General features: G+C 63.7%; 22 protein-coding genes. 13 read left to right on the plus strand and 9 right to left on the minus strand.

Annotated features, from left to right (window positions below):
* Positions 1-16: 16 nt before the first annotated feature.
* The 3 genes from ACO07C_RS22520 to ACO07C_RS22530 all read left to right on the plus strand — a co-directional run bounded on the left by ACO07C_RS22520 (position 17) and on the right by ACO07C_RS22530 (position 2,177).
* A complete protein-coding gene (locus tag ACO07C_RS22520) occupies positions 17-247 on the plus strand; it encodes a hypothetical protein (RefSeq protein ID WP_421916360.1) in 231 nt (76 codons plus the stop codon).
* 78 nt (positions 248-325) lie between these two features.
* Positions 326-1,111 (plus strand): ThuA domain-containing protein, encoded by a 786-nt coding sequence (locus tag ACO07C_RS22525; RefSeq protein ID WP_421916361.1) that lies wholly within the window; start codon positions 326-328, stop codon positions 1,109-1,111.
* Between the two features lie 16 nt (positions 1,112-1,127).
* The gene (locus tag ACO07C_RS22530) at positions 1,128-2,177 is read left to right on the plus strand and encodes a Gfo/Idh/MocA family protein (RefSeq protein ID WP_421916362.1); all 1,050 of its coding nucleotides are present in this window, start codon (positions 1,128-1,130) and stop codon (positions 2,175-2,177) included.
* A 65-nt stretch (positions 2,178-2,242) separates the two neighbouring features.
* On the opposite strand, the gene ACO07C_RS22535 is transcribed toward ACO07C_RS22530, so the two are convergent.
* From ACO07C_RS22535 to ACO07C_RS22560, 6 genes are all read right to left on the minus strand, one after another.
* On the minus strand, positions 2,243-2,479 hold the full coding sequence (locus ACO07C_RS22535) for a DUF680 domain-containing protein (protein WP_421916363.1): 237 nt from the start codon (positions 2,477-2,479) through the stop codon (positions 2,243-2,245).
* Positions 2,480-2,671: 192 nt separating this feature from the next.
* On the minus strand, positions 2,672-3,316 hold the full coding sequence (locus ACO07C_RS22540; protein WP_421916365.1) for a TetR/AcrR family transcriptional regulator: 645 nt from the start codon (positions 3,314-3,316) through the stop codon (positions 2,672-2,674).
* A gap of 93 nt (positions 3,317-3,409) precedes the next feature.
* Positions 3,410-4,186 (minus strand): SDR family NAD(P)-dependent oxidoreductase, encoded by a 777-nt coding sequence (locus tag ACO07C_RS22545; RefSeq protein ID WP_421916366.1) that lies wholly within the window; start codon positions 4,184-4,186, stop codon positions 3,410-3,412.
* 12 nt (positions 4,187-4,198) lie between these two features.
* Complete coding sequence (locus ACO07C_RS22550; RefSeq protein ID WP_421916367.1) at positions 4,199-5,233, minus strand: phosphotransferase family protein; 1,035 nt, start codon at positions 5,231-5,233, stop codon at positions 4,199-4,201.
* On the minus strand, positions 5,230-5,715 hold the full coding sequence (locus ACO07C_RS22555) for a MaoC family dehydratase (RefSeq protein WP_421916368.1): 486 nt from the start codon (positions 5,713-5,715) through the stop codon (positions 5,230-5,232). The genes ACO07C_RS22550 and ACO07C_RS22555 overlap by 4 nt, the downstream gene beginning before the upstream one ends.
* 39 nt (positions 5,716-5,754) lie before the next feature.
* Positions 5,755-6,570, minus strand: coding sequence for an SDR family oxidoreductase (locus ACO07C_RS22560; RefSeq protein WP_421916369.1), 816 nt, complete (start codon positions 6,568-6,570; stop codon positions 5,755-5,757).
* Positions 6,571-6,694: 124 nt separating this feature from the next.
* Here ACO07C_RS22560 and ACO07C_RS22565 point away from each other — a divergent pair, with 124 nt between their 5' ends.
* The 6 genes from ACO07C_RS22565 (at position 6,695) to ACO07C_RS22590 (ending at position 12,628) form a co-directional block, all read left to right on the plus strand.
* Positions 6,695-7,936 (plus strand): acyl-CoA dehydrogenase family protein, encoded by a 1,242-nt coding sequence (locus tag ACO07C_RS22565; protein WP_421916370.1) that lies wholly within the window; start codon positions 6,695-6,697, stop codon positions 7,934-7,936.
* Between the two features lie 58 nt (positions 7,937-7,994).
* On the plus strand, positions 7,995-9,032 hold the full coding sequence (locus tag ACO07C_RS22570) for a zinc-binding dehydrogenase (RefSeq protein WP_421916371.1): 1,038 nt from the start codon (positions 7,995-7,997) through the stop codon (positions 9,030-9,032).
* 228 nt (positions 9,033-9,260) lie between these two features.
* Positions 9,261-10,427 carry a glycosyltransferase 87 family protein gene (locus tag ACO07C_RS22575; protein ID WP_421916372.1) on the plus strand — a complete coding sequence of 389 codons (1,167 nt, stop codon included), beginning with the start codon at positions 9,261-9,263 and terminating at the stop codon, positions 10,425-10,427.
* A complete protein-coding gene (locus tag ACO07C_RS22580; RefSeq protein ID WP_421916373.1) occupies positions 10,420-11,403 on the plus strand; it encodes a glycosyltransferase family 2 protein in 984 nt (327 codons plus the stop codon). The genes ACO07C_RS22575 and ACO07C_RS22580 overlap by 8 nt, the downstream gene beginning before the upstream one ends.
* The gene (locus tag ACO07C_RS22585; RefSeq protein ID WP_421916374.1) at positions 11,400-12,221 is read left to right on the plus strand and encodes a ChbG/HpnK family deacetylase; all 822 of its coding nucleotides are present in this window, start codon (positions 11,400-11,402) and stop codon (positions 12,219-12,221) included. The genes ACO07C_RS22580 and ACO07C_RS22585 overlap by 4 nt, the downstream gene beginning before the upstream one ends.
* A complete protein-coding gene (locus tag ACO07C_RS22590) occupies positions 12,218-12,628 on the plus strand; it encodes a GtrA family protein (protein WP_421916375.1) in 411 nt (136 codons plus the stop codon). The genes ACO07C_RS22585 and ACO07C_RS22590 overlap by 4 nt, the downstream gene beginning before the upstream one ends.
* Positions 12,629-12,640: 12 nt before the next feature.
* On the opposite strand, the gene ACO07C_RS22595 is transcribed toward ACO07C_RS22590, so the two are convergent.
* The 3 genes from ACO07C_RS22595 to ACO07C_RS22605 all read right to left on the minus strand — a co-directional run bounded on the left by ACO07C_RS22595 (position 12,641) and on the right by ACO07C_RS22605 (position 17,936).
* A complete protein-coding gene (locus ACO07C_RS22595; protein WP_421916376.1) occupies positions 12,641-15,775 on the minus strand; it encodes an efflux RND transporter permease subunit in 3,135 nt (1,044 codons plus the stop codon).
* Positions 15,772-16,929 (minus strand): efflux RND transporter periplasmic adaptor subunit, encoded by a 1,158-nt coding sequence (locus tag ACO07C_RS22600; protein WP_421916377.1) that lies wholly within the window; start codon positions 16,927-16,929, stop codon positions 15,772-15,774. Before ACO07C_RS22600 ends, ACO07C_RS22595 begins: the two co-directional genes overlap by 4 nt.
* A 179-nt stretch (positions 16,930-17,108) precedes the next feature.
* Positions 17,109-17,936 carry a MurR/RpiR family transcriptional regulator gene (locus ACO07C_RS22605; protein WP_421916378.1) on the minus strand — a complete coding sequence of 276 codons (828 nt, stop codon included), beginning with the start codon at positions 17,934-17,936 and terminating at the stop codon, positions 17,109-17,111.
* 145 nt (positions 17,937-18,081) lie between these two features.
* On the opposite strand from ACO07C_RS22605, the gene ACO07C_RS22610 reads away from it, so the two are divergent.
* The 4 genes from ACO07C_RS22610 (at position 18,082) to ACO07C_RS22625 (ending at position 23,597) form a co-directional block, all read left to right on the plus strand.
* On the plus strand, positions 18,082-18,900 hold the full coding sequence (locus tag ACO07C_RS22610; protein WP_421916379.1) for an N-formylglutamate amidohydrolase: 819 nt from the start codon (positions 18,082-18,084) through the stop codon (positions 18,898-18,900).
* Between the two features lie 18 nt (positions 18,901-18,918).
* The gene (locus ACO07C_RS22615; RefSeq protein ID WP_421916380.1) at positions 18,919-20,505 is read left to right on the plus strand and encodes an amino acid permease; all 1,587 of its coding nucleotides are present in this window, start codon (positions 18,919-18,921) and stop codon (positions 20,503-20,505) included.
* Positions 20,506-20,657: 152 nt separating this feature from the next.
* On the plus strand, positions 20,658-22,028 hold the full coding sequence (locus tag ACO07C_RS22620) for a glutamine synthetase family protein (RefSeq protein WP_421916381.1): 1,371 nt from the start codon (positions 20,658-20,660) through the stop codon (positions 22,026-22,028).
* Positions 22,029-22,208: 180 nt separating this feature from the next.
* Positions 22,209-23,597, plus strand: coding sequence for an aldehyde dehydrogenase family protein (locus tag ACO07C_RS22625; RefSeq protein WP_421916382.1), 1,389 nt, complete (start codon positions 22,209-22,211; stop codon positions 23,595-23,597).
* Positions 23,598-23,605 lie beyond the last annotated feature (8 nt).

A 23,605-nucleotide genomic window follows, 5' to 3' on the forward strand; every position in this document is an offset into this window, starting at 1 on the left:
CCGAGGGAGAATGCCGATGCCGTCGAAGTCCGCGCCGAAATCACAGGTCAAGAAGTCCCCGGCCGTGCGCTCCCTGGAGCATGAGCAGCGCGACGAGCCCAGCGTCGAGCAGGAACTCGAGGAAGGCCTGGAGGACACGTTCCCGGCCAGCGATCCGATATCCATAACAGGAACGTCCATTCCGGGCGCTCCCGCAAAACCGGGGAAGGCCAAGACCGTGCCCGGGCGCAAGAGCCGCGCGCCCTGATTTCCCCAATTTCGCTGAAGCGCCATCTTCTCAATCTGCCGCCACATGAGCTATTTAAAGCGCTTTGGGAGATGAAAAATGCCGATAAAAGCCGTCGTGTGGGGTGAGAACGTCCACGAACAGACCAATGCCGCCGTGCGCGATCTCTATCCCAAGGGCATGCACTGCACCATCGCGGCCGCGCTGAACCAGGACAAGGGCATCGAGGCGACCACCGCCACCTTGCAGGAGCCCGAGCACGGCCTGAGCGAAAAGCGCCTTGCCGCCACTGAAGTCCTGCTGTGGTGGGGGCATGCCGCGCATGGCGAGGTCAAGGACGAGATCGTCGAGCGGGTGCAGAAGCGGGTCTGGGAAGGCATGGGGCTGATCGTGCTCCATTCCGGCCATTACTCGAAGATCTTCAAGCGGCTGATGGGCACGCCCTGTTCGCTGAAATGGCGCGAGGCCGGCGAGCGCGAGCGCGTCTGGGCGATCAATCGCGGCCATCCGATAGCCCAGGGCATAGGCGAGTGCCTGGAGATCGCCGAGACGGAAATGTATGGCGAGCCGTTCGCGGTGCCCGAGCCGTTGGAGACGGTGTTCGTCTCCTGGTACGAGGGCGGCGAGGTGTTCCGGTCGGGGCTGACCTATCAGCGCGGCGCCGGACGGATCTTCTATTTTTCGCCAGGGCACGAGACCTATCCGATCTACCACAATGAAGGCGTGCAGCAGGTGCTGCGCAATGCGGTGCATTGGGCCCACAACCCCGCGCCGGCATGGTCCGGCATCACCAACGCGCCGAACGTGCCGACGCACGCGGCCAAGGAGAAGATCGTCCAGAAGGGCCTGCGCCTGCATGCCGATGGCGACAAGGGTCTCAGTTGATCAGGGGTTTGGGCTGATGCACCGTCTGCTTTTGCTTGGCACCGGCGGCATCGCCGGGCACCATGTCGAAGAATTTGCCAAGATCCCGGGTTGCAGCATCGTCGCCTGCGTCGACCAGGTGCCAGGCCGTGCGGCGGCGTTCGCTGAAGCCAACAAGATTGGCGATTTCTTCGAGAGCCTGGAGGCGGCGATCGCATGGGGGCGGTTCGATGCCGCCATCAACGCGACGCCGGATGGCGCCCACAAGGCGACGACGCTGGCGCTGCTTGCCGCTGGAAAACATGTCTTCTGCGAAAAGCCGCTGGCGCCGAACCATGCCGATGCGCTGGCGATGACGGAAGCCGCGGAGGCGGCCGGGGTCGTCAACATGGTCAACCTGACCTATCGCAACTCCCCGGCGATCCAGGAAGCACGGCGCCTGGTTCAGGCGGGTGAAATCGGCGAATTGCGCCATGTCGAGGCAAGCTACCGTCAGAGCTGGCTGGTCAGCAAGTCGTGGGGCGACTGGCGGGTCGAGGACAAATGGCTGTGGCGCCTGTCGAGCCGGCACGGCTCGACAGGCGTGCTGGGTGATGTCGGCATCCATATACTGGACTTCGCCACCTATGGCGCGGCCGACGACATTGTCAGCCTGCACGCCGATCTGGTGACCTTCCCGAAGGCCGAGGGAGACCGGATCGGCGACTATGTGCTCGATGCCAATGACAGCGCGGCGATCACGGCGAGGATGAAATCGGGTGCGCTGGCCACGATCGTGGCGAGCCGCTACATGACCGGCAACACCAACGAACTGTCGCTTGCCATGCACGGCACCAAGGGCGCGATAAGGGTGGAAACCGACGGCAAGATCTCCCACCTGTCGGTTTGCCTGGGCAAGGATGTCGACCATCAACGCTGGCGAACGGTGCCGCTGCCCGTCGTGAAGCGCAACGCACGGCGTTTCGCGGAGGCGCTCGACGAAGGGCAGAACGGCGATCCATCCTTCCGGCGTGCCGCCGACATGCAGAAACTGATCGATGCGGCGTTTGAGAGTTCGACCGCGAGGCGGCCGCTGACGGTCGACTGAGCGCTGTCGCGGATTTATCTGGCGCCCTCGGGTCGGTCCGAGGGCATGGCTTTGCGTTGCTAAAATCAGAAGCTCGGGACGATCCAGGGGTTGATGTCGATGCCAACCCTCGGTCCCTTGCCTTCGGCCGATTTGGTCGTCTTTTCGATCGATCCGGTCGCACTGCAATCAAGCTTCACATGGGTCCGGGTGTCGACGCAGGTCGTGGCTGGCGCCTGCTTGACCGGCTGGGGTGCGCTGGCGGCGAAGGCGGAGCCCGAGAGTGCCAGCACCGCGGCGAGGGTGAGGATTGTCTTTTTCATTGTCAGTCTCCGTTTTCGACGGGTGGGTGAATTGATCCGTACATGTACGCTATGCCGTACAAATACGCCTGCCGATCGCGAAGTTCAAGATAAAACCGTACGCGTACGATAAACTTATTGTTAACCATGAAATCCGCCCCGGCTTCGGGGTGAATAGCCTGTGAGGGTTGGGGGGACGAAGAACGTGACGGGTCAGCAGTTGCCCGGTGTCTCGGTCAGCGGTGGCACGTCCTGCGTGCTAAGCGAGGCCAGGGTGGAGTCGCACATCCGCTTCACGAAAGCCCGCGGGTCGCCGAACGGATAGAAGGGGAACGTGATCAGCAAGGAGATGGTGCCGTGGCCCACCGCCCACAGCATGGTGGCAATGGCGCGCGGATCGCCCTTGAGCTTGCCCGCGGCAACGCAGGCCTCGACCCGGCTGATCAGGACCTTCATCGCCGGATTGCCTTCTTCCATCTCGGCGAAGGTCTTGCCTTCCGGCGGCCTGGTCTTTTCGGTCATGAACACGGTGCGGTATTCATTGGGATTGCCCAGCCCGAAAGCGGCGTACTCCGTCACGACCGCCTGCAATGCCTCGACCGGATCGTCGGAAGTATGCTCCTCGATGCGTCGGGCTAGCGTCTCGAACGCATCTTCGGCAAGTGCGAAGAGAATGTCCTGCTTGTCGGCGAAGTAGGAATAGACGGACATCGGCGCGTAGCCGACGCGCTTGGCAAGTTTTCGGATGGTCAGGCCTTCATAGCCCTCTTCCTGGACGAGCTTGTGAGCGGCCTCGACCAGCTCGGAGCGCAGTTCGGCCTTTTGTTTCTCGCGGCGTTTCTGGACGCTCAGCGGCAAGATCTGGTGCTCTCGTTGGTTTGATTTGCGGCTAAACTATATACGCTGTACGGGAACGGACAAGGGCGGGTTTGGTTCCCCCAACGGCATGTTTCAGACCGCGCCGACGCCGCCGTCCACCGCCAGCGCGTGGCCGGTCATGAAGGAATTCGCGGGATCGGCGGCGAACAGGATGGCGGTGGTGATTTCGCTTACTTCCGCCACCCGCTTCATCGGTACGCCGCGCGTGAGTTCTGCCAGCGCCTCGGCTTCCGGCGCGCCGGAGATGTGAACGAATCCGTCGACCATCGCCGTTCTTGTGTGGGCGGGGCATATGGCGTTCACCCGCACGCCCTTGGTGGCGTATTCGGCCGCCGCCGATTTGGTCAGCCCGACGACGCCATGCTTGGCGGCGGCGTAGACCGAGAGCTTTGGCGCGCCGACCAGCCCGGCGACCGAGGCGATGTTGACGATGGCGCCACCTTTGCCGGTTGCCTTGAATTGCAGCTCCATCTGCGGAATCTGATGCTTCATGGCGTAGAAGACACCAAGCAGATCGATCTCGAGCACGCGGCGCGCCTCGTCCGACGCCACTTGCGGCAGTCGCACGAAGCTTTGGACGATGCCGGCATTGTTGACGGCGACATCCAGCCGGCCGAATGTCTTCACCGCCAGTTCGATCAGGTCCTCGGATAGTTTTTCGTCCGAAATATCGCCGGTCAGGATCGCCGTTTGCGTGCCCAGCGTGGCGGCAAGGCTTTCGAGTGCAGCCTCGTTCATGTCGGAAAGCACCAGCCGTGCACCTTCCGCGGCAAAGGCCTTGGCCGCACCGCTGCCCAAGCCGCCGGCCGCGCCCGTGATCAGCACTGTCGCCCCGTCAAAGCGGCCCATCTGGTCTCCCCGTCACATGTGCCTGTCGATCAGTTTCACGGCGAGATGCGAAAGCAGCTTTACCGCCTCGCCATAGGTCCTGGCCTTCTCCGGATTGGAGGCGTTGCCGTCGAGCGCGCGCTTGTAGACGCCTTGGCAGATCGCGGCCAGCCGGAAGAAGGAGAAGGCCAGGAAGAATGTCCAATTGCCGATGCCGGTGAGCCCGCGCCGCCGGCAATAGGCGGCGACATAGTCCTCTTCCGAGGGCAGGCCGAGCGCCGCGCGATCGACACCGCCCAGCCCGCGAAAGCCCGAGGCATGCGGCAGGCGCCATTGCATGCACTGATAGGCAATGTCGGCGAAGGGATGGCCAAGCGTCGACAGCTCCCAGTCGAGCACGGCCACCACCCCTGGCCGGCCCGGAGCGAACATCAGATTGTCCAGCCGGTAATCGCCATGCACCAGCGAGACGCGGCCATCGTCAGGGGGCATGTGCGTTTCCAGCCAGGCAATCAGGCGGTCCATGTCGGCGATGGCGCCGGTCTCGGAGGCGCGGTACTGGCTGGTCCAGCGCGCCAGCTGCCGTTCGAAATAACTGCCCGGCCGGCCGAACTCGCCGAGCCCCACCGCTTGGACGTCGACATCGTGCAGGGCGGCGAGCGTTGCGTTCATTGCGTCATAGATCGCCGCGCGTTCCTCATTGCCCGAGGCTTCCGGGAGTGCGGGGTCCCAGAAGATACGCCCTTCGATGAAGCCCATGACATAGAACATGCGGCCGATCGGCGACGCCTCGCCCGAGAGGTGCAGCATGTCGGGAACCGGCACGGCGCTGCCCCAAAGCGCCTTCATCACGGTGAATTCACGATCGACCTGATGCGCCGATTTCAGCAATTGTCCCGGTGGCTTGGCGCGCAGCACATAGCGGCCGCTTCGCGCGGTCAGCAGATAGGTCGGGTTCGACTGTCCGGATTTGAATTTTTCGACTGCGAGAAGTCCGGAAAAGCCGGGGATTTCCGCCTCGAGGTAAGGGGCGAGCGCTTTCTGGTCGAGAGCGTTCGGGTCGCTCATGCCGTCTCTGGCTGGCGCTCGATCAGGGTCAGCGTCAGCCAGCGCGCGGTCAGGGCCGGTTTCTTTGACCCCTCGATCTCGATGGTCACGTCATGCGCCGTCTGCACCCAGCCCGACGGCCTGACCTTGACATCGGCCAGGACGAAACGGGTGCGAATGCGCGCGCCGGTCTTCACCGGCGCCAGGAAGCGCAGCGTGTCGAAACCATGATTGACGCCCATCTTGCCGTTTTCGAGCGGCGGCATGGTCTCGAAGGTCATCGCCGACAAAAGCGACAGCGACAGGAAGCCGTGCGCGATGGTGCCGCCGAACGGGGTCTCGCGCTTGGCGCGCTCCGGGTCGCAGTGGATGAACTGGTGATCGTCGGTGGCGTCGGCGAACTGATCGATCATACGCTGCGTGACCACGCGCCACGGGGAGACGCCGACTTCCTTGCCGACGCTGGCCAGAAGCACATCGAGACTGATCGGTTCCAAGTTCATGCCCTCCAGTTCATCTCCGGCTTCTGCGGCCGGAAAATGTCATTCCTTGAACAGGGTCAGCCCATGCTGCACCGACTGCCCGCCGTCAATCGGCAAGATGGCGCCGGTGACATAGCTGCCCGCACGGCTGCACAAATAGAGCGTTGCGCCGGCAATGTCATCCGGTGCGCCGATGCGGCCGATCGGAACATGGCCGCCGACATGTCTTGCCTGTTCTTCCGTGCCCGTGGCAAACGCCGTCATGCGGCTCTGGAAAGGGCCGGGCGCGAAGGCGTTGACGGTGATGCGGCGGGCGGCGAATTCCAGCGCCAGGGTGCGCGTCAGGTGATGCACCGCCGCCTTCGAGGCCGTGTAGGAATAGGCGTCGTCGGCCAGAGGCTGCGTGCCCATCACCGAACCGAGATTGATCACCCGGGCCGGATCGGCATCGCTGGCCGCCGCATCGAGCAGCGGCAGCAATTCCCTGGTCAGATGGAAGACCGCGGTGACATTGACACCGAAAACCCTGGCCCAGGCCGAATAGGGAAAGCTCTCCAGCGGTGCGCCCCAGGAAACACCGGCATTGTTGACGAGGATATGCAGTTTGTCGGTCCGCGCCTTGACCTCGGCGACGAGCGCGGCGATGCCGGCCTCGCTGGAGACATCGCCGGCAAAGCCTTCGGCGCGGCCGGGCGCGCCGAGGCCGTTCAATTCGCCGGCGACCTTGACGCAATCGTCGCCCTTGCGCGACGCGATCATGACGGTGGCACCCGCCCGGACCAGGGCGGCGGCCGCCATGCGGCCGATCCCGGTGGCGGCTCCCGTCACCAAGGCGGTCTTGCCGGTCACGGAAAACAGCTCGTCCAGATAGCTCATCGCCATTCCTCCGTGCGCTTCTCCCGCTGTCGCGCGGGAAGGGCTCGCGTTGACAAGGCTATCCGAAGTACGGTCATCCTTGCCACGGGTAAAATGCCGGCGTGGGCGAAAGGGTTAGCGACCGATGACGGAGATGAATCTCGGCATGACCGAGCGGCTGAGGCCGATCCAGGCGCGGGTCGCGTCCATGGTGCGCGACGAGATCATGCCGCTCGACAAGGAATTCCTGGCCGAGGTGGGCAAGGGGGGCGACCGCTGGGCCTACACCGCCCGTCAAAGCGACATTCTGGAAGGATTGAAGAAGACCGCGAGAGAGCGTGGCCTGTGGAATTTCTGGCTGACCGGCTCGGAACGCGGCTACGGCCTTTCCACCGTCGAATACGCCTATCTCGCCGAGGAAATGGGCAAGGCGCATCTCGGCGCCGAGACCTTCAACTGCTCGGCGCCCGACACCGGCAACATGGAGGTGCTGGAACGCTATGGCTCGGCCGAGCACAAGAAGGCGTGGCTGGAGCCCCTGCTCGATGGCAGGATCCGCTCGGCATACCTGATGACCGAACCGGATGTCGCCTCGTCCGATGCCACCAACATTTCTATGCGCTGCGAGCCGCGAGGCGGCGACTACGTGCTCAATGGCGAGAAATGGTGGGCGTCGGGCGCCGGGGATCCGCGCTGCGCCATCTACATCGTCATGGTCCGCACCGGCGGCGATGAAGCGCCGCAGCACCGCCGCCATTCGATGATCCTGGTGCCATCAGGCACAAAGGGCGTGACCAAGGTTCGGGCCATGCAGGTCTATGGCGATGACGACGCCCCGCACGGCCACATGCATCTTCGCTTCGACAATGTCGTCGTACCGGCATCGAACCTGATCCTCGGCGAGGGGAGAGGCTTCGAGATCGCGCAGGGGCGGCTTGGTCCCGGCCGCATCCACCATTGCATGCGGGCGATCGGCCAGGCCGAGATGGCGCTGGAGATGCTATGCCAGCGCTCGGTGCGCCGCGAGGCTTTCGGCCAGCCCCTGGCCAAGCTTGGCGCCAATTTCGATATCATCGCCGAATGCCGCATGGAGATCGAGATGGCGCGGCTGCTCTGCCTGAAGGCCGCCTGGATGATCGACCAGGGCGATGCGCGGGCAGCGGCCCCCTGGATCAGCCAGATCAAGGTCATCGCGCCGCGCGTCGCGCTCAAGGTCACCGACGAAGCGGTGCAGATGTTCGGCGCCCAAGGCATCAGCCAGGACACGCCGCTCGCCCGCTCGTGGACGCATCTGAGGACATTGCGCCTCGCCGACGGACCCGATGCGGTGCATCGCCGGCAGGTGGCGCGCACCGAGCTGAAGAAATACACGCAGGAAAAAGTCTGAACGTCCGGCCAATCCTGGCCTGTCGCGATCGTTTCGCCCGGCAAGAAGGAGTATTCCGATGACCGTTCCCACCGAAATGAAGGCTCTGCTGCTTGTCGGCGACGGCTACACCAAGGCACCCAGCGGCAGCGTTCTGGAGGCCATGGAAGCCTATCTCCAGCCGGGCAGCATCGCGGTCCCCGCACCTGGACCGACACAGGTGCTGATCAAGGTCAGCCTTGCCTCGATCAATCCATCCGATGTTTCCTTCATCAAGGGCCAGTACGGCCAGCCGCGCGCCAAGGGTCAGCCGGCCGGCTTCGAGGGCGTCGGCACGGTGGTGGCAACCGGTGACGATCCCTACGCCAAAACCCTCGTCGGCAAGCGCGTCGCCTTTGCCACCGGCCTCACCAATTGGGGCTCGTGGGCCGAATATGCCGTTGCCGAAGCCGCCGCCTGTATCCCGCTGCTCGATACGGTGCGCGACGAAGATGGCGCGGCGATGATCGTCAACCCGCTCACCGCGCTCGCCATGTTCGACATTGTCAAGCAGGAGGGCGAAAAGGCCTTCGTCATGACCGCGGGCGCCAGCCAGCTCTGCAAGCTGATCATCGGTCTGGCCAGGGAAGCCGGATTCCGGCCGATCGTCACCGTGCGCCGTGACGACCAGATCGCGCAGTTGAAGGAGCTTGGCGCGGCGCACGTGCTCAACGAGAAGTCGCCGGATTTCAAGACAGCGCTGCGCGAGGTGATGAAGGCCGAGGAGCCGCGCATCTTCCTCGATGCGGTGACTGGACCCCTGGCCTCGGCGATTTTCGACGTCATGCCGAAGCGTTCGCGCTGGATCGTCTACGGCAGGCTCGATCCCGAGGCCACGATCATCCGCGAGCCCGGACAGCTGATCTTCCAGCAAAAGCACATCGAGGGTTTCTGGCTGAGCGAATGGATGCGCCAGTTCCGCGACCGTCGCGGCCCGGCGATCATGGAGGCGCAGAAGCGCTTTTCCGACGGGCGCTGGGCGACCGACGTAACAGCCGTCGTGCCGCTCGCGGAGGCAATGGCGCGCGTGCCCGCGGAACTGGCCAGGCCCAACGGCAAAGTGTTCATCCGGCCCTAGAAACAGATCGACGCAATCGATTGGTCAACCGGAAATGATCGAACACGAAGGTTTGATCCGGCTATCAAAGATGGTGATTTTCCCATATTGGAGCGTCGCGGCGCCCTAAAATGGACATTCTGCGCGCATCATAGCCCTATGCCGCGCCGGATTGTCCATGATATGCCGCCGGCACTGAATGCCGGGGCTGTTGTTGGGACGGCCCCGAGCAGGTTTTGGGGTGTTGTCATGACGATTTCCAAGCCGGTCTTCGACCGTTTGGGGCTAATGCTATGGATCGTGGCCTTCCTGGTCACGGTGATACTGGCGCAGATGTCGCTCGATGACCGTTCGGTGGTGTTCGTCTACCGGAATGGCGCCGAGACCTTCGTGGCCGGGCGAACGCTCTACAACGTCCAGCTCGAAATGGGCTACCTCTACGCGCCCGCCTTCGCCGCCCTCTACTCGCCGCTTCTGATGTTGGGGCACAATCTGGGTGACCTGGTCTGGCGCACCCTCTGCTTTGGCCTGATAACCTATGCCGTTGTTCGGCAGGTCCGAAAGCTTGGCGGCAGTGACTTGACCTGGCTGCTTTCCTTTGGCCTTGTCTTGTCGCTGCCCATGGCGCTTGGCGCGATCCGCAATGGCCAGGCGACCATACTGCTCGCCGCCGCCTGCTGGCTTCTCACCCTCTCGGCGCTCGAGGGCCGGCGCGCCGAGACATTTCTGTGGGCGTCTCTCGCGGTCATCGCCAAGCCGACCGCAATCGTGATGGTGCTGCTGGTGGCGGCGCTGCGGCCCCGTTTGATACCGGTGCTTGTGCTTTCGATGCTGGTCGTCCTCATCATACCCTATGCCTTCGCACCCATCGGCTATGTCAATGAACAGTACCGGGACTTCTTCCACATGCTGACGTCGATGGCTGTAGACAGGTCTGGTCCCTTCTCTCCTTGCGACTTTACATCGGCCCTGGCATGGGCGGGTGTTCCCATCCCCGAATTCGACGCCACGATCGTGCGCGTCATCACCGCGCTTATGACGCTTTCGGCAGTCCTCTGGTTTGATCGGAAGCTCGAGCGGGGGACAGCCGGGCTCGCCATATTCGTGATAGCCTGCTTTTACATGTGCGTGTTCAATCCGCGTGTCGAATCCAACACCTATGCCATGTTCGCCATCCCGGCCGGTCTTGCCATCGCCCTGCTGTGGCGGGAACAGCAAGGCGGCGCCTTGCGCGTGACGCTGATGATATTGCTCGTCCTTGGCGGCATGAGCGGGCTTTCTCGCGCCAGCCATGAATTCTTCAGCCCATGGCTGCGGCCGGTCGTCGTTAGCATGATCGGATGCTCCTTGGCCTGGTGGTTCTGGGCCAAGGCACGTGAAAAGGCACACCATGCTGGACCTGTCGCGCATGGCTGAGCCACGGGCGACGCTTGACGTCATCGCGCCATTCCTCAACGAAGCGCAGTCGGCAGCGGCCTTCGCGGGGTTGCTCGACCAGCTCGAGGCGGCCGTCTCGCAGCGGTTCGGCATGGCCATGCACAAGATCCTGGTTGACGACGGCAGCCAGGATGACAGCGTTGAGCGGTTTTCTCGCGCCCTGTCCGGATCCTGGGAGATCGTGCGCCTCAGCCGCAATTTCGGCAAGGAGGTTGCCGTGCTCGCCGGTCTCGACCGTTCGCGCGGCGACATGGTGCTGATCATGGACGCTGATCTCCAGCACTCGATGGACATCAGCCTCAAGATGATTTCCGAGCTGGTCGAGGATCCGGAACTCGATGTAGTCTATGCGCAGAACGACAGGCGCGAGGCCAGCTGGCGGCGAAGCCAGCTGGCACGGCTCTTCTACAGCCTGATCAACAGCAGCCAGCGCTTCGACATCCCTGAGAACGCCGGCGACTTTCGCGTCATGCGTGGCGCGGTCGCGCGCGCGGTCGCCAGCCTGCGCGACAAGAGGCGCTTCAACAAGGGCCTCTTTGCCTGGGCCGGCTTCCGCCAGAAGGCGGTGCCTTATTCGCCGGACGATCGTGCGAGCGGAACGTCGAAATGGAGCCGGCTCAACCTGCTCGCCTTTTCGCTGGAGGGCTTCACGTCCTTTTCCGTCATCCCGCTGCGGCTCATCAGCCTCTGTGGCATGCTCGCGGCGTTCGCGGGCGCGCTGTATGGCGCCAAGGTGTTCTTCGAGGTCATCTTCTACGGCATCGCCGTGCCCGGCTATCCCAGCCTTCTTGTGGCGGTGGTGTTTCTCGGCGGCTTCAACCTCGCCCTTCTCGGTCTGATCGGCGAATATGTCTGGGTAACGCTAAGCGAAAGCAAGGACCGGCCTATCTACATCGTGCGCGATGTCGTCAACGGCGAACCCGCTAGAGGGAAGCCTGGCGTCGGCGATACATGACGCGACGCCTTCGCCTGATCGCCGACGATTACGGTCTGGCGCCCGGCGTCTCCGCCGCGATTCTCGACCTGCTCGACCGTGGGCGCCTGACCGGCACAAGCTGCATGACCGGCTTTCCGGAATGGCAGGGCGAGGCGGGGCGCATAAGACCGCTCGCCGGTCGCGTGGCGATCGGCCTGCACCTGACCTTGACCGACCAGCCCGCCGTTACCGGACAATCGAGCCTGGCGCCGGACGGTAGGCTTCCGCCGCTCGGCTCGTTGGCGCTGCCGCACAGACGCGGCCGGATTGACGAACGCGACGTGCATGCCGAACTTGACGCGCAGTACAGCCGCTTCGTCGAGCCGCTGGGACGCGCTCCCGATTTCATCGACGGCCACCAGCATGTGCACTTCCTGGCCGTCGTCAGGCGATGGTTGCGCACACGCTTTTCGAAGGGAGTGGGGATGCCTTGGCTGCGCGGCTCGCCGGCATGGCCGGGCACGGCGGCAACGGCGATGAAAGTCACTGCCGTGGCGGCGCTCGCGGCGGGATTCGACCGGTCGATGGAGCGCGCCGGCTTCACGGTCATGCGACCGCTGACCGGGCTCTACGACTGGCGGCAACCCGATGGTTTCGCTTCCGTGCTCCGGTCGGCCATCGAGACGTTGCCGGAAAACGGGTTGTTCATGTGTCATCCCGGCCATGTCGATGAGACGCTGCGCGGGCGCGATCCGATGCAGGCCGCGCGCGAGGTCGAGTTTGCCTACCTCGCCTCCGGCGATTTTGCCGCAAGCCTGGAGCGCGCTGGCGCCGACGTCATGGGCTTCCAGGGATGAGCGGCGCGGACCAGCCGGGTCGCACGACCGGCGACAAGATCATCCGGTTCGCGATTGTCGGTGTCGCCAACACCGCCATCGATCTCGCCAGCTTTTCGCTGCTGCTATGGCTGAAGGCGCCGCCTCTGGGAGCCAATGTCGGCGCCTGGATCGTGGCCGTCGCCTTTTCCTTCGTGGCTAACGGCTTCTGGTCGTTCGAACGCGACCCGGCCATCGCCCTGCACAGCGCCTTCTTCCGCTTCGTGTCGCTGGGCGCGCTGATTTCGCTCGGCGTTTCCAGCCTGTCCATCGCGTTGCTTGCCGGCACAGCCGGCGTGTGGCCGGCCAAGATCGCGGGCGTCATCCTGGGGGCGGTGCTGAATTTCCTTGCCGCCCGCTGGTCGATCGAAGGCCGGCTGCTGAAGTAGGAGGAATTCCTCCTACTGCGCCGGCTCGACATCGACGTAGGCGGCTTCCTCCAGTTCGCGCTTCAGGCGCGCGTCTTCCTCGGCCTTCGGCGTGACGAAGCGGCCAAGCAGCAGGTAGGCCACCGGTGTCAGGAACAGCGTCGAGACGGTGGCCAGGCCCAACCCGCCAACGATCACCCAGCCGAGCGCGACGCGCGCCTCGGCGCCGGCGCCCGCGGCCAGCACCAGCGGCACGCCGCCGAGCACGGTGCAGATCATCGTCATCATTACCGGACGCAGGCGGATGATCGAGGCCTGTTCGATAGCCTCGCGCACGCCAAGACCGCGATCACGCAACTGATTGGCGAATTCGACGATGAGGATGCCGTTCTTGGCCATGACGCCGACCAGAAGCACCAGGCCGATCTGGCTGTAGGCGTTGAGGCTCGTGCCTGACAGCAGCAGCGCGAAAATGGCGCAGGCAAGCCCGAGCGGCACCGTCGCCATGATGATGACGGCGCTGATGAAACTCTCGAACTGCGCGGCAAGAACGAGCAGGATGATGACCAGCGCGAAACCGAAGATGGTCACCATGGCGCTGTTGCTCTCGCCCAGCGTCGCCGCCTCGGCCAGCGGCACTAGACGGCTGCCCGCGGGCAACAGCGGCGCCGCGATTTCCTGCGCGCGCGTCAGCGCGGCACCGAGGCCGAAATCACTGCCGAGGTTGGAGGTGATGGCCACGGAGGGCTGCTGCTGCTCGCGGGTCAGCGATGGCGGCACGGCGCGCTCGGTCAGCGTGGCGATGGTCGACATCGGCACGAAGCGGCCGTCCGACGTCTTGAGGAAGATGTTTTCCAGATCGGTCGGATCGTTGATCGGATTGGTGGTCGAGACCAGCTTCACCCCGTAGCTGCGGTCGGCGATGTAGACGTCGACGACGTCGTTGCCGTCGAGCATGGCCTGCATGGTGTTGGCGAGCCCGGTGATGTCGATGCCGAGATCCGAGGCGCGTTCGCGGTCGATGGCGACGGCAAGCTGGGGCTGTGTCGGGTCGACGCTCAGGCGCGGCGACTGGAAACGCGGGTCTTTCTGCATCTCGGCGATAATCTTCACCGCCGCGTCGCCGAGCGCCTTGCGATCGTTGCCGACCAGCGCGAATTGCAGCCCGTTGCCGGCGCCGCGGATGCCCAGGCTGTTGGGCTGAACCGGGAAGACGCGCAAGCTCGGCACCTGTGCCGTCAACTGGCTGATCCGCGCCATGATTTGCTGCTGGCTGCGGCCGCGCTCATCCCAGGGCGCCAGCGTCATCACCATGAAGCCGGTGTTGTAGGAGCCGTTCTGGCCGGCGCTCTCGAAGGTCGAGACGATTTCGCCGGAATCGCGCAACGGCTGGATCAGTTTCTCGATCTTCTGCATCTGCTGCGTCGTGTAGTCGAGGCTCACGCCTTGCGGCGCGTTGATGCGCAGCAGCACGGCCGCGCGATCCTCCGTCGGCGTCAGCTCCTGTCGGATAGTGCCGAACAGGGTGAAGGCTGTGCCGGCAAACAGCACCGCGACCAGAACCACGATCCATGGCGCGCCCAGACAGAGGCGCAGGCCGCGTCTGTAGAGGGCATTCAGCCCCCCGCCGATGCGCGAACCGATGCCCTTCTTGCCGCCTTCGTGATGGAGTGATGCGCTGCCCAGCATGCGCGACGCCAGCATCGGGCAAAGCGTCAGCGCCACCACGCCGGACAGAAGCACCGACATGGCAAGCACGAAGCCGAATTCGCGGAACAGGCCGCCGGTCTGGCCGGGCAGGAACGAGATCGGCACGAAGACCGCGACCAGCGTCAGCGTCGTTGCGATCACGGCGAAGAACACTTCCTGCGTGCCGAGCACGGCGGCCGCGCGGGGTCCCATGCCCTGGTTGCGGCGCCGCACGATGTTTTCCAGCACGACGATGGCGTCATCGACGACAAGCCCGGTGGCCAGCACCAGGGCGAGCAGCGTCAGGATGTTGATCGAAAAGCCGGCAAGATAGATGGCGGCGATGGTGCCGATCATGGCGACCGGCATCGATAATCCCGGGATGAGCGTGGCGCGCCAATCCAGAAGGAAGAGGTAGATGACGATCAGAACGATGGAGACGGAGAGCGCCAGCGCGATCTCGACCTCGTGCACCGCGCCATTGACGAAGACCGCATCGTCGCTGGTGACCTTGATCGACATGCCCCTGGGCAGGTTTGCCTGCAGCTTGGCGACGGCGGCCTGGACGCCGGTCGAGATGTCCAGCGTGTTCGATTCCGCCTGCCGGATAATGCCGATACCAATGCCGGTCTTGCCGTCCGAACGCAGCGAGGTCTGGCCGATGTCGGGACCGAGCGAAACGGCGGCGACATCGCGGATGCGCGTCGTGCCGCCGATGATGATGTTCTCGAACTCCGCCGGCGTGGTGACGTCGGCCGTCGTGCGCACGATGAGGTCCTGGTTGGCGGTGGTGATCGAGCCGGCAGGGGAATCGAAGGCGACCGAGGCAAGGGCTGCCCGCAAATCGGCGACGGTAAAGCCGAGGCTCGCCAGCTTGTTCTGGTCGACATCGATGCGGAAGATCTTGTCGCGATCACCATAGACCTGGACGTCGGCGACCCCGGGCACGGCGGCCAGTTCGTCCTCGATCTGGTCCTGGACGATGACGGTCATGTCCTGGATCGACATGGTGTCCGACGTCACCGCCAGGCGCATGACCGGATCGGAGTTGGCGTCTGCCTTGACGATGCGCGGCGGATCGGCCGTTTCGGGAATCTGGTTGGCGATGCGGCCGACGGCGTCGCGCACGTCGGAGGCGGCGACGTTGAGATCGACGCCGTCGTTGAACTCGATGGTGACGCGGCTCGAGCCGAAGGACGAAGATGACGAGATCGACTTGACGCCGGAGACGCGTGCGACGGCGCCTTCTATCGTCTTGGTGAGTTCGCGGTCGACGGTCTCGGCAGCGGCGCCGGTGAAGGTGGTCGAGACGGTGACGACGGAGCGGTCGACATCCGGCAACTCACGGACCTCGACGCCGTAGAAGGCGGCAAGCCCGGCGACGGCGATCAGAACATTCAGCACGAGAGCCATGACCGGCCTTCGGATGAACAGGGCGGTCAGACTCGCGTCGCCGGCGGTGTTGACGCTCCCGCTCATGAGCCTTCAGCGCCGTTGGCGGGCTGTTCCTGCCCGGCGATGCGGACGTCGCCGCCTTCGCTGACACTCTGGGTGCCCTCGGTGATTACGAGGTCGCCGCCGGTAATCGGCGCATCGATGAGCACCGTCTCGGTGTTGCGCTGGATGATGCGCACGGCGACACGCCTGGCCTTGCCGTTCTCGATACACCAGACATAGGCGCCGTCGGAGCCCCAGAGTATGGCGAGCGGGCTGACGGCGGGATAGTTCTGGCCGGGGAATTTCATGGCGATGCTGAACGACATGCCGGCCCGCAGGGAGTCGGCCGGATTGGCGATGGTCGCCTTGACCAGAAGCGTGCGGCTGTTCTCGTCGATATGATTGTCGATGGCCGAGATCGTGCCGGCATAGGCGTCGCTGGGATTGGCGATCGGCGTCGCCGTCAGTTGCGCGCCGACCTTCACGGCAGCGGCAAAGCGCTCCGGCACCAGGAAATCAACCAGTATGCTGGAGCGATCGTCGAGCGTCGCGATTGCCGACTGGTTGGTCACATAGTTGCCCGCGGAGATAGGCAGGATGCCGACCGTGCCGGCGATCGGCGCCAGGATCGAACGGCGTTCCAGCGCGAGTTCCGCGTCGCGAAGCGCCAGCCTGGCGTTCGACAGGGCCACCTCCGCGTCAGCCACCGCCACCTGTGTCGCGGCGTTGGACGCACGCAGCGACTTGACCCGGTCCAGCTTTTCCCGCGCATCCTGCACGGCAAGCTTGGCCCGATCCTGAGCGATAATCTCGGTTTCGGAATCAAGGGTCGCGATCAGCTGGCCCTTGTCGACATGCGCACCGGATTGGACGAGCAGTTCGGTCAGGCGGCCCGAGCTATAGGGATTGACCGTGACGGAGTCCTTGGCGCGGCCCGTGCCGATTGCCTGCAGGCGATCGTTGATGGTGGCCGTGGTGGCCGGCAGGACAACCACATTGACCTCACGGGCACCGCCGCTGCGGCCGCTGTTCTGGCTCGCGGGAGCTCCGTTGTCGGAAGGCGCCGTCCGCGCATATGTCCAGTCTATTCCCCAGCGCGCCAGAATATCCGGCGCCCCGGGAAAGAATCGAACCCATGCCGCGGCGGCCGCGACGATCACCACAAGTGCTAAAAGTAACTGTTTCCAGGTCGCCATTGGCACTCCGGTTGACAAAATCCCTTCGTCCACCGCTTTCTAGAAATCTAGCAGACGCACCCACGCAAGGCGATATGCGCGAAGCAACATCGATGCCAAACCTATATGACAACTCTACTGGGCCGGCGCACATTAAATCTATGTAACGTTGGGTTTTCGTCCTGGGCCGGCGACACCTTTCAGCGCAGGCTTTCCATCTCCCGGATACGCCTGGTGCCGTCTGGTTCAAGCTGCCGGGTGACCGCGCCGATCAACGCTTCGGCGACCACGAAGAGCGCCGCCGAGGAATCCCAGGCGGACGGCACGGCCGTGCGCCCGGCTATGACATGGCGGGCAAAGCGGGCGATGGGCGACAGCCACTGGTCGGTGAACAGCACGATCTGCACGCCGCGCTGATGCGCCTTCTCGGCGAAGCGGATCAGGCTGTCCTGGTAGCGCCTGATGTCGAAGATCACCAACACGTCGCGCTTGCCCATATCGATCAGCCGGTCGCGCCACATGCTCTCCTGGCCGACGAGGTGGTAGACATCGGGCTGGATGACGGCGAGATGGGCGGCCATGTAGCGCGCCAGCGGGTCGGTGAAGCGGCCACCGATCAGGAATGTCTTGCCGCGCCGGTCGGCAAGCCTGGTCACGATGTCGGCAAGCTGCTTGTCGGAAAGGTGGCGGAACGTCTCGCGCATGTTTTCGAGCGTCGCCTCCAGCATCGGCGATACCGCGCTGCTGCCGGGCGAGGGCGGGTTGAGCGTCCTCGAGGCCGGCGATTGCAACTGCGCCGCCAGTTCGTCCTGCAAGGTCGACTGGAACTCCGGATAGTTCTGGAAGCCGAGCCGGGAGACGAACCGAAGGATCGTCGGCGACGATACGCCGGCGGCGGCCGAGAATTCCGCCACCGTCTTCAGGCCGATCAGCGGATAGTTGGCGATCAGCGTCTGGGCGGCGCGCCGCTCGCCGGCAGGCATGGTCACCATGCGGTCGGCGATCAGTTCGGCAATGCTGGAAATCATTTTTCCCCACCCTTGATCCGGCTGTTGCCGGTTTCCCGAAATCGCATTTGACAAAGCTCGGCAAACTGTATGAAATCATCCATAGGGACGCAATGAGGCAAAATACGTAACATACGATACAGCGCTCCCGGGGGACGGCAAGACTATGGAGACAGCGCGGCCCGCCAGCCTTGCATCGCCAAGTTCCGTGAGGGTGACGAACCCGGGCGGATCGAGTCCATTCGTGCTGACTTGCGATCACGCGTCCAATTTCATGCCCGCCGAATTCGGAACGCTCGGCCTTGCCGCCGAGGACCTGTCGCGCCACATCGCCTGGGATCCGGGCGCGCTGCCGGTTGCCCGCCGCATGGCGGAGGCGCTCGACGCGACACTCGTCGAGACCTGTATTTCGCGGTTGGTCATCGACTGCAATCGTCCGCTCGACGCGCCGGATCTTGTGCCGCCCGTCAGCGAGACGACGACCATTCCCGGGAATGCCGGGCTGTCGGACAAGCAACGTACGGCCCGCATCGCCCTGTCGTGGCAGCCCTTCCACAACGCCGTGGAGCATGTCGTCGACGCGCGGCTGGCGCGCGGACAAGAAACGCGGCTGGTTTCGATCCATTCCTTCACGCCTGTGTACAAGGGCCGGAACCGGCCCTGGCACATCGGCATCATCCATGACGAGGATCATCGGCTGGCCTCGCCGCTTATCGCCGCGCTGAAGCGGCTCGCCGGTGTCACCGTCGGCGTCAACGAACCCTATTCGCCGGCCGACCGCGTCTATTTCACGCTGGAACGGCATGCGCGCTCGCGCGGCCTGCCCTGCGCGATGATCGAAATCCGCAACGACGAAATTTCCGGCGAGACCGGGCAGCGGAGATGGGCGGATCTGCTCACGGGCATTTTTTCAAATCTGGAGCCAGAGGAGGCCAAAGGCTCAAGACCAAGCGCAGTCGGAAAGTCAGCTCAATCGGCCAGGTAAAACAACAGGGGAATTACAATGGCAGGACCGACCTATACAGACGTTGACAAGGCGGAGGACGTAAAGGCCCTCCATAGTATGGGCTATGCCCAGGAACTGGAACGGCGGCTCAGCCGCTTTTCGAACTTCGCGGTTTCGTTCTCGATCATCTGCATCCTGTCGGGCGGCATCAATTCGCTGGCGCAGGGCACGTCCGGCGCCGGCGGCATAGGCATAGGCATCGGCTGGCTGGTCGGCTGTTTCGTTTCGCTGACGTTCGCCGTCGCCATGTCGCAGATCAGCTCGGCCTATCCGACCGCGGGCGGCCTCTATCACTGGGGCTCCATCCTCGGCAACCGTGGCACTGGCTGGGTGACGGCATGGCTCAATCTGCTCGGCCTCATCACCGTGCTGGGCGCCATCAATGTCGGCACCTGGACGTTCTTCGTCGGAGCCTTCGGACCAGCGCTCCACATTGACGGCTCGCTCACCAACCAGATGATCTTCCTGGTCGTCGTCACTGGCGCTCAGGCGCTGATCAATCATCTTGGTATCAAGCTCACGGCGAAGCTGACCGACTTCTCCGGCTATCTTATTTTCTTTGGCGCCATCCTGATCGCGGTAGTCTGCCTGATCTTTGCCGAGCACTGGGATTTCAGCCGGCTGTTCACGTTCCACAATTATTCCGGGCAGCCCACTGTGGCCGGGGATGGCTCACTGACGGGCGATCCCGTGTGGCCGGCGGTTTCCAACTGGTGGGTGTTCGCGCTCGGCCTGTTGCTGCCGATCTATACGATCACCGGCTACGATGCCTCCGCGCATACGTCCGAGGAGACCATCAAGGCGGCATCGTCGGTGCCGAGGGCGATGGTGATGTCGGTCGTCTGGTCGGCACTGTTCGGCTATCTGTTCCTGGCCGCTTTCGTGCTGATGATCCCCAACATGGATGATGCCGCCAAGCAGGGCTGGAACGTGTTTTTCTGGGCCTTCGACCAGCGCGTGCCGGCCGGCCTCAAGGAGTTCGTTTATCTCGTCGTGTTCGTGTCGCAGCTGCTTTGCGGCCTCGCCACGGTCACCTCGGCCTCGCGCATGATCTTCGCCTTCTCGCGTGACGGCGGCCTGCCCGGCTCGTCGGCACTGTCCAAGGTCAGCCCGACCTACCGCACCCCGGTGGCGGCGATCTGGACGGCGGCCATCCTGTCGGTGCTGTTCGTCTGGGGTTCGACGCTGGTTTCAGTCGCCGGCACCTCGGCCTATACCATCGTCGTCTCCTGCACCGTCATCTTCCTGTTCCTCTCCTTCACCGTGCCGATCGTTCTGGGCATGCTGGCCTGGGGAACACCGAAGTGGGACAAGATGGGCCCATGGAACATGGGGCGCGGCGTGTTCATGCTGTTTGCCTTCCTGTCGATCGTGTCGATGATCCTGATCTTCGTCATTGGCGTTCAGCCGCCGAACGACTGGGCGCTCTACATCACCGTCGGCTTCTTCATCCTGACGGCGATCGTCTGGTTCGGCTTCGAAAAGCGCCGCTTCCAAGGCCCGCCGCTGGGCGACATCATCGCGGCGCGCCAGGCGGCGATCAAGGCAGCGGAGCAGGCTGTCGGCGAAACCGCCGGCCATTGAGGCCGATACTTCTGGGCCATGGCCAGCGTCTTGCTGGCCATGGTTTTCCGTATGTTTCAAAGCAATAAGTCCCTTCAAGTCATGGGTCCCTTCACGGTGAGGGGACCGTTCAAAAGCGACAGGCCTAAACGGCAAGCCGGAGTGTTAAAAGAATGGCAGGAAATTTCTCGTTCGATCAGTTGAAGAAGGCGGTTCAGGCAGGTGAGGTCGACACGGTGCTGGCTTGCATCGTCGACATGCAGGGCCGGCTGGCGGGAAAACGTTTCCTTGCGCAGTACTTCGTCGATTCCGCGCATGACGAGACGCATGGCTGCAACTACCTGCTGGCCGCCGACATCGATATGGAGCCGGTGCCGGGATACAAGGCGGCAAGCTGGTCGAAGGGCTATGGCGATTTCGTCATGAAGCCCGACCTTTCGACGCTTCGGCGCATCCCGTGGCTGGAGAAGACGGCGCTGGTGATCTGCGACGTGCTCGACCACCACACCCATGACGACCTGCCGCATTCGCCGCGCGCCATCCTCAAGAAGCAGGTCAAGCGGCTGACGGAGCGTGGCTATATCGGCTATTTCGCTTCCGAGCTCGAATTCTACCTGTTCAGCGAAACCTACGATTCCGCCCGTAAAAAGCACTGGCAAGGTCTCGATACGGCATCGCCTTACATCGGCGACTACCAGATCGGCATCACCACCAAGGAAGAAGGCGTCATGCGCCGGCTTCGCAACGAGATGGAAGCGGCGGGCATTCCGATCGAGAATTCCAAGGGTGAGTGGGGGCCAGGCCAGGAAGAGATCAATGTGCGCTATGCCGAGGCGCTCGACATGGCCGATCGGCATGTCATCCTGAAAAACGGCGCCAAGGAAATCGCCGAAACCGAGGGCAAGGCCATCTCCTTCATGGCCAAGTACAATTATGGGCTCGCCGGCAATTCCAGCCATATCCACAATTCGCTATGGAGCGCCGACGGCAAGACGCCGCTGTTCTACGACAAGAGCGCGGACTGGACGCTCTCGGCGCTCGGCCAGCAATGGGCGGCGGGCCAGTTGAAGTATGCCAAGGAGTTCACCTGGTTCCTGGCCCCCTACATCAACTCCTACAAACGCTTTCAGGCCGGCACGTTCGCGCCGACCAAGATCATGTGGAGCGAGGACAATCGCACCGCCGGCTTTCGCCTGTGCGGCGAGGGCACCAAGGGCATCCGCATGGAGTGCCGCATCGGTGGCGCCGACCTCAACCCCTACCTTGCCTTTGCCGCGCTGATCGCGGCCGGCCTTGCGGGCATCGACGAGAAGCTCGAACTGCAGAAGCCTTTCGTCGGCGATGCCTACCAGGCGTCTCGCCTGCCGGAAATCCCGAAGACGCTGCGTGACGCGACCGAGACATTGGCGAAGTCGAAGATGCTCAAGCAGGCTCTCGGTGAGGACGTGCTGGAGCACTACGTCCACACCGCGAAATGGGAACAGTTCGAATACGACCGCCGGATTACGGATTGGGAACTGCACAGAGGGTTCGAGCGGTACTAGTTTATCGACCGAACGTCGGTGCCGCTCCGTACATTTACCGCTCCCGAGAAACGGGATAGTGGCGCCGACGTCGGAGCTTTCCCTTCTCTCCGACACCCTACGGGGAGACGTTGCCGGCAGGCGGGCGAGGGGCGGCGTCGGCCCGCACGATTTTTGTTGTAGAATGCGAGGACTTTCAAAATGACCGAGACGGTCAAACTCATATCCCCCATCGATGGCTCGATCTATGCTGAGCGGCCTGTCGCCACGGACCAGGCAATCAACGCCGCCGTCGAGCGCGCGAAGTCGGCGCAAGAAAAGTGGGCGCGGACGCCGATTGTCGAGCGCGGCAAATACATGCTTGCCATGCTGGAAGCACTGGTCGCGATGACCGACGAGATCGTGCCGGAAATCGCCTGGCAGATGGGGCGTCCTGTGCGCTATGGCGGTGAGTTCGGCGGCGTCAAGGAACGCACCAACTACATGGTCGAGATCGCCGAAGCAGCGCTGCGGCCGGTGCCCGCCTCCAATCCCAAGGATGGTTTCCGCCGTTACGTGAAGAAGGCGCCGCTCGGCGTGGTCATGGTGATCGCGCCATGGAACTACCCCTATCTCACCGCCGTCAACACCATCGTGCCGGCGCTGATGGCTGGCAATGCGGTGATCCTGAAGCATGCGGCGCAGACACTGCTGGTCGGCGAGCGTTTCAGCCAGGCTTTCGAGAAGGCCGGCCTGCCCAAGGGTGTGTTCCAGAACGTCGTCCTCAACCATGCGCAGACCGAGAAGCTGCTCGGCTCGGGCAAGATCGACCATGTCAACTTCACCGGCTCGGTCGCCGGCGGCCGCGCCATCGAGAAAGCGGCGGCGGGAACGTTCATGTCGCTCGGCCTCGAACTCGGCGGCAAGGACCCGGCCTATGTGCTGCCCGATGCCAAGCTCGACCATGCGGTCGCCAATCTGGTCGACGGCGCCTTCTTCAATTCCGGCCAGTGCTGCTGCGGCATCGAGCGCGTCTATGTGCACGAGAAGGTGTACGATGAGTTCGTCGAAGGCTTCATCGCCGAGACGAAGAACTATGTCGTCGGCAATCCGCTGGAGCAGGCCACGACCATGGGGCCGATGGCGCAGGCGCGTTTCGCCGACCTGATCCGCGAGCAGAAGGCGGAAGCCCTGCGCAAGGGCGCCAAGGCGCACATCAACATGAAGGTGGCCCAGGACAAGGCCGGCTCGCCCTACCTCGCGCCGGAAGTGCTGACCGAAGTCGACCATCAGATGAGCGTCATGCGCGAGGAAAGCTTTGGCCCGATCGTCGGCATCATGAAGGTGCGCAACGACGAAGAGGCGATCGCGCTGATGAACGACAGCCCATACGGGCTGACGGCCTCGATCTGGACCGGCGACGTGGACCATGCGGCTGCCATCGGCGACCGCGTCGAGACCGGCACCGTGTTCATGAACCGCTGCGACTATCTCGATCCGGCTCTGGTCTGGACCGGCGTCAAGGATACGGGCAAGGGCGCGGCACTGTCGGCGATCGGCTATGACAACCTGACCCGGCCGAAGTCGTTTCACCTGCGCGAAGTCATCTGATTTTTTGA

This window comes from Mesorhizobium sp., assembly GCF_965229135.1.
Classification (GTDB): Bacteria; Pseudomonadota; Alphaproteobacteria; order Rhizobiales; family Rhizobiaceae; genus Mesorhizobium.